Below are 1,109 nucleotides of genomic sequence, written 5' to 3' on the forward strand. Positions count from 1 at the left end.
TTGCCTTACACTTACAAGTCTTTCGATGCCTCACGAATCTTGCTGGCCGACCTGGACGGCTCCGGTGCCGCTGACCTGATCTACCTCACCAGCGACCATGCCGAGATCTACATGAACCGCACCGGCATGGGCTTTGAAACCCACGCGCAGATTTTGCCCTGGCCGACGGGCGTGCGTTACGACCGGTTATGCCAAGTGAGCGCCGCCGACTTGCAGGGGCTGGGTTGTTCGAGCCTGGTGCTGACCGTTCCACATATGAAGCCACGGCACTGGCGCTGCGATTTTGTCGAGGCCAAACCGTATCTGCTGCACCGGACAAACAACAATATGGGCGCCATCGGCGAAGTGTTCTACCGCAGCTCGGCCCAGGAATGGCTGGATGAGAAACAGGAACTGCGGGTAACGAACACGGAAATTGCCAGCTATGTACCGTTTCCGATGCCGCTGGTATCACGGCAAACCCAGCTGGATGAAATCACCGGCAACCAGTTGACCCAACGTTTCGAGTATCGCCAAGGCTTTTATGACGGCCAGGAGCGCGAGTTTCGTGGCTTTGGCCTGGTGTTGCAAAATGACAGCGAAATCGCTGGTGACGAACAGCGACAGGCCGGTTTTACCGCGCCGGTGCTGCGCAAGAGTTGGTTCCATACCGGTCGTACCCCCGATCTACCGGGCCTGGATTACGACGCCTCGGACAGCGCCGCGCAGCCCCTAGGCAGGGCATTGCTGCTGGCACCGAAAGACGACCTGCCGGACGAAATCATCAGCAACGCTGACGACGATACCGGGCACGACATGGCCTACGCCCTGGCCGGCATGCCGCTGCGGGTCGAGGTATTCGGTCTGGACGCCGACGACCCATGGCAGGCCCGTCCCTACTCGGTACAGCAATCGCGCTTTGCCGTGCGTTTATGGGAAGGACGCGGCGATTACCAACCCTATTGCCGAATGCAACCACTGGAACTGGAATCGATTGCCTATACCTACGAGCGCCTACCGGACGACCCGCTGTGCCACCACCGTATCAGCCTGGCCTGGGATCGTTATGGCGGGCTGATCCATGAAGTAACCGTCGCCTATGCCCGGCGCAGGAACATCAATGATGAGCC

1 protein-coding gene is annotated in these 1,109 nt (G+C 59.6%); it reads left to right on the top strand.

What is annotated here, in order from left to right:
* On the top strand, positions 1–1,109 hold a 1,109-nt coding region (locus AACY31_RS28745; RefSeq protein WP_339505657.1), incomplete at both ends, for a toxin TcdB middle/N-terminal domain-containing protein.

The sequence above is a fragment of the Pseudomonas sp. RL_105y_Pfl2_101 genome, assembly GCF_963970585.1.
Classification (GTDB): domain Bacteria; phylum Pseudomonadota; class Gammaproteobacteria; order Pseudomonadales; family Pseudomonadaceae; genus Aquipseudomonas.